The organism is Dickeya dadantii NCPPB 898, assembly GCF_000406145.1.
Classification (GTDB): Bacteria; Pseudomonadota; Gammaproteobacteria; order Enterobacterales; family Enterobacteriaceae; genus Dickeya; species Dickeya dadantii.
In genome coordinates this window covers 2,706,479-2,711,236 of the sequence record NZ_CM001976.1, presented here as the reverse complement: position 1 = coordinate 2,711,236, position 4,758 = coordinate 2,706,479, and the positions used below count along the sequence as shown (strand labels likewise).

General features: G+C 54.7%; 4 protein-coding genes and 1 pseudogene. 2 read left to right on the top strand and 3 right to left on the bottom strand.

The window, feature by feature from the left end; all coding sequences use genetic code 11:
- Together DDA898_RS23990 and DDA898_RS12380 are read left to right on the top strand one after the other, a co-directional pair.
- Positions 1–406, top strand: a pseudogene (locus DDA898_RS23990) (phage tail protein); the annotation flags it as partial.
- A gap of 198 nt (positions 407–604) precedes the next feature.
- The gene (locus DDA898_RS12380) at positions 605–1,159 is read left to right on the top strand and encodes a Smr/MutS family protein (protein WP_050570325.1); all 555 of its coding nucleotides are present in this window, start codon (positions 605–607) and stop codon (positions 1,157–1,159) included.
- A 97-nt stretch (positions 1,160–1,256) separates the two neighbouring features.
- Here DDA898_RS12380 and DDA898_RS12375 read toward each other — a convergent pair whose 3' ends face one another.
- The 3 genes from DDA898_RS12375 to DDA898_RS12365 form a co-directional block, all read right to left on the bottom strand.
- Positions 1,257–2,603 carry an MFS transporter gene (locus DDA898_RS12375; RefSeq protein WP_038911329.1) on the bottom strand — a complete coding sequence of 449 codons (1,347 nt, stop codon included), beginning with the start codon at positions 2,601–2,603 and terminating at the stop codon, positions 1,257–1,259.
- 175 nt (positions 2,604–2,778) lie between these two features.
- On the bottom strand, positions 2,779–4,134 hold the full coding sequence (locus DDA898_RS12370; RefSeq protein WP_038911328.1) for an esterase-like activity of phytase family protein: 1,356 nt from the start codon (positions 4,132–4,134) through the stop codon (positions 2,779–2,781).
- Positions 4,135–4,319: 185 nt separating this feature from the next.
- Positions 4,320–4,758, bottom strand: a 439-nt coding sequence (locus DDA898_RS12365; protein ID WP_038911326.1) for a phage tail protein, incomplete at its 5' end; no start/stop codon positions are given.

Sequence of the window (4,758 nt, the reverse complement as noted above, 5' to 3'; positions counted from 1 at the left end):
ACTGAAAAGCGCCGACCTGGCCGGCATCCCGCTGCCCTGGCCGCAGGCGACGCCGCCGGCCGGCTGACTGAAATGCAACGGTCAGGCGTTCGACAAAAACGCCTTCCCCAAACTGGCGCTGGCGTACCCCGGCGGCGTCCTGCCGGATCTGCGCAGCGAGTTTATTCGTGGCTGGGATGATGGGCGCGGGGCGGATGCGGGGCGAGCTCTGCTTTCATTTCAGAATCACGAAATGCTTTCACATACTCATGGCGTTCCAATCAATGGAACTGCTGGTGAGAACTGGACCAATTTCCCACGCGGAGATAGCACCAGTACAGATGGCTATGTACAAACAACGCCGACTGGCGGTACAGAAACCCGCCCGCGCAATATCGCCTTTAGCCATATCGTAATGGCTGCCTGAGGACGGGAGAACCTATCTGAAGTTGAGCCTGATGGGGCGCCAGATACCGGCGGCTTCCCGGATAAATCCGGAATATAACCGGTAAACTACCGCGCGGTGAGGAGACTCACCGCGTTTTTACACTGTGACCGGCAAGGTGATATTTCACCGTACTCCCGTTATAGTAGGCGGGTGGTTTGGATAAACGCGAGTGACATGATGAATCCTGATGAAAAAATGCTGTTTCTGGATGCCATGGACGATGTCAAACCGCTGAAGCCGTCCACTACCGTCGTTCATCTTAAGCCCGTCTCGGCGAAAACCGTCCTTCCCCACATCGATGAAACAGAGCCGGATAATTTTCTTATCACCGGTTTTCTCGATCTGTTTTCATGCGAAATTCCGCTGGAGTTCAGGCGGGAAGGTATTCAGCAAGGCGTGGTGGATAAACTGCGGCAGGGAAAGTATCCGCTGGATGCCAGCCTCAACCTACTCCGTCAGCCGGTTGATACCTGTCGGCAGCATTTGTTTGCGTTCATGTTGCAGGCTCAGAAGGATAACTTGCGTAATCTACTGATTATTCATGGCAAAAGTCGTCATGAAAAATCACACGCCAATGTCGTGCGCAATTACCTGTTCCGTTGGTTGCAGCAGTTTGACGCCGTGCAAGCCTGTGGTCAAGCAGAGCAACCGTTTGAACATCGCCGCGCCGGTGCCTGCGATGAAACAGCTAAAAAAATCACACCGAGGATACCGCACGAAACTAATCACTGACCAGACAAACTAAACGCATGCACAAGACAACATAGCTGCTCGCCAAAAGCCTAAAACGCCCGGATAACCGGGCGTTGGCGTATGGGCGTTAGCATATTTAGTAACTGAGCTCTGCAACGGCGGGCCGGCTATAACCGAATTGTCCCTTGGCGAGAATCATCAGCGACGTCAACAGTGCGGGAATAGCCAGAATAGTAAACATGGTGGTCAGCCCCCATCCCATACTGACCACCTGCGCGCCGGCAAACGCGCTCATGATGGCGCCCATGCGGCCAACTCCATGCATCCAGCCTGAGCCGGTGGCGCGGGCTTCCGTCGGGTAGTAACGGGCGGAAAGCGCATTCATGCCGGTGTTGGCGCCGTTGAGGCAAAATCCGCTGCTGAACGCCACCACCGCCAGAATTACGAAATAAGCGTGGCTGAAACCAATCATCGCGGTGGCTACGCCGCCGGCGGCGTAAATCATGCCAAGCGCCAGATGCGGGTTAACGCGGTCCATCAACCAGCCGGCAAACAGCGAACCGAACGTGCCGCCTGCCTGATACAGGGCGGTAATAATGGTGGCCTCGGTTACGCTCATGCCGGCTTCTTTGATGACGGTCGGCAGCCAACTGCCCAAAAGATACACCATGAATAGACCGAAGAAATAGCCGCCCCACAACATGACGCTGCCAAAACGGTAAGAGCGAGACAGCACCAACTGAACGGCAAACGCAGGCGTTTTTTCTGCTACGGGCATGGCGAACCGGCTGTCGGCCTGACTGATGCCAGGAGCGATTTTCTCCACGATATGATGAATCTGGCGTGAATCCGCCCGCTTGCTGACCAGGAACCGCACCGACTCCGGCAGCTTCAGCAGCAGGAACGGCACCAGCAGCAACGGCAGAATACCGCCCATCAGCAACACGGAATGCCAGCCCCACTGCGGAATCATCCAGGAGGCGGCAAATCCGCCGCTGGCCGCGCCGAAGCTGAAGCCGCAGAAGACCACGGTGATGATGAAGGAGCGTTTTTTCTCCGGCGCAAACTCCGATACCAGCGTACCGACATTCGGCATCGCCGCCCCCAGACCTAAACCGGTTAGAAAGCGGAAAATCACCATGTGCTGCAGGGTTTGAGAGAAGGCGGTCAATAAGGTCCACAAGCCGAATAAAAATACGCTGGCGATAATGATCGTTTTACGGCCACGCCAGTCCGCCAGTGGCCCGGAAACCATCGCCCCGATGGCCAGGCCGATCAACGCCGCGCTGATAACCACGGCCAGCTCCGCGTTGCCGATTCCCCAGGCTGCTTTCAACGATGGCGCGATAAAACCCATGATGGCGATGTCCATACCATCGAGTGCAATAATACAAAAGCAAAGAAAAACAATCAGTTTCTGGTAAGCGCCAAGAGGACGCTGATTAATCAGCTGGCGTACGTCAATCGCGGTGGAACCTGTCACGCTTTTTCTCCAACAATACCGCAAAAATGTTCAAAATGGCTTACACTGTAAACAATTATTTCCGATAGGGAAATATAATGGCGGGAAAAAATTTTAGAGGTCGGATAAATAGCCGGATAAATAAAAGCGGCGCACCGTAAATGGGTGCGCCGCCGAACAATAAATGCAGGATGGACTAGTAGAGCGGCTGGGGAAGGTGGATGAGCCACAACTGGCTGACGGCGTCATCTTTTGGCAGCGGCTCCAGCTCCAGACGGGTGTCGACCGGCTTGCCATCCAGTAGCAATGCACCATCAACGCCTACCTGATATTTACCGATCTTCTTTACACCTTTGACGGGGTTGACCAGCACGGACTGTAAACCAAAATCGTTGTCGTTGGTGACCGCCAGCGTACGGGCATCGATTAGCGCTAACCCTTCTGCTTTCTCAGGTTTCCAGCCCAGTTGGCGCAAATCGACCAGTTGCTGCTTTTTCGCCAGTACGACGCCGCGTTTCGCCAGCGTTTCGGCATCATTCCACTCTACTGACTGTTTCGCATCCAGCGTGCTCAGGTCGCTGGCCTGGCTCAGGTCAACGCGGTAAATCAGGTTACGCATCACCTTGTTTTTATCCGCGCCTTGTTCAATCACCAGTACTTCATGGTCGTTGAGCGCCACCATGTCACCAATTTTGGCGTCACCGGTTTTTTGCCACTGATCCGCATCCAGCGGATAGCCGTACATGGCGGTTTTGCCCGTTGCCGGATCAAAGCTAACCAGGCGAGTCAATAACGCCTTGTTTTTGGTTTTCCCCTCGATATCCAGCGTGCTTTGCACCGCCGCCAGAATGCGGCCGTCAGGCATGCGGGTGATGCCTTCAAAGCCCCGATTCGGCTGGCGCCATTTAAGAATATTGGGTAAGCCGCTGGCTACGCCTTGTTCTCCGTTGAGCGGCGTAGGGCCGACTTTCTTCAGGATTTTTCCTTGCGCGTCCACCTGAATCAGGAACGGACCGTATTCATCCGATAGCCAAAATCCCCCCTGACCATCCGGCGTAATGCCTTCGGTGTCCAGCCCACGGCGGTCATCGGTTAATTTTTGCAATCCATCGCTGAGTGCCACTTCATTGGTGGTGCCGACCAGCGAACCGGGTAACGGCAAGCCGCTGATAGCGCCGGCTTCATCATGCAATTTGTGCAGCGCCGTGGCTTGCGCGCTTTTGGCATCCACGGTAATGGTCATGATGGAGGGAGTAAAATCAGGTGCGGCGAAGATTTTCGCATCTTTGCCCTGATATTCCGGCGCATCGGCGTTCGGGCCGCGATCGGTAACGGTAACAAACGTCAGTTTATCGCCATCCCGCCCGATAAATGATAATCCGGAACCAACCCCCATTGGAAAACCGTTGGGGAAACGCGCCTGCCATTTACCGCGGTAACTGACCCGATCGTTATCAGGAAAAGTAATCTGGTACTGCTCGGTTTGAATCTCTGCGGCCTGAACCACCTGAGCCAGCATAAGCAAGGGGAGAAATGATAAACGAAGACGCATGGTCGAACCCCGTAAAAGAAATCGGCGACATTACACTAGAACTGTAATACGACGCTTTTATGACAGTACAGGCTAACAACAATACATATTGTAAAACGCGGTGAGTCTCCTCACCGCGTTGCGGTTTATAGAAGATTAGGCACCGGGTTTATCCGGTCAGGACACTACTGATGCGATATCTGCTATCAGGCAGCCATTACGATATAGCTAAAGGCGATGTTGCGCGGGCGGGTTTCAACTCCCCCCGTTTTCTCCATAAAAATGTATGTATGCGCACGTGCTCCCGATGAGAGCGTGACCTCAATCTTTTCATTATTCTCATCGCTAAATGCAATGATCCCTTCTGTCGGTGTGCCATATTCATTAATGAAACGGTGTTTGTGAGATCGGAGTTCATCCGCTTGCACTGAACCTAAGGCTCGCCCCGCATCCGCCCCGCGCCCATCATCCCAGCCACGAATAAATTCGCCGCGCAGATCCGGCAGGACGCCGCCGGGGTACGCCAGCGCCAGTTTGGGGAAGGCGTTTTTGTCGAACGCCTGACCGTTGCATTTCAGCCAGCCGGCCGGTGGCGTCGCCTGCGGCCAGGGCAGCGGGATGCCGGCCAGGTCGGCGCTTTTCAGC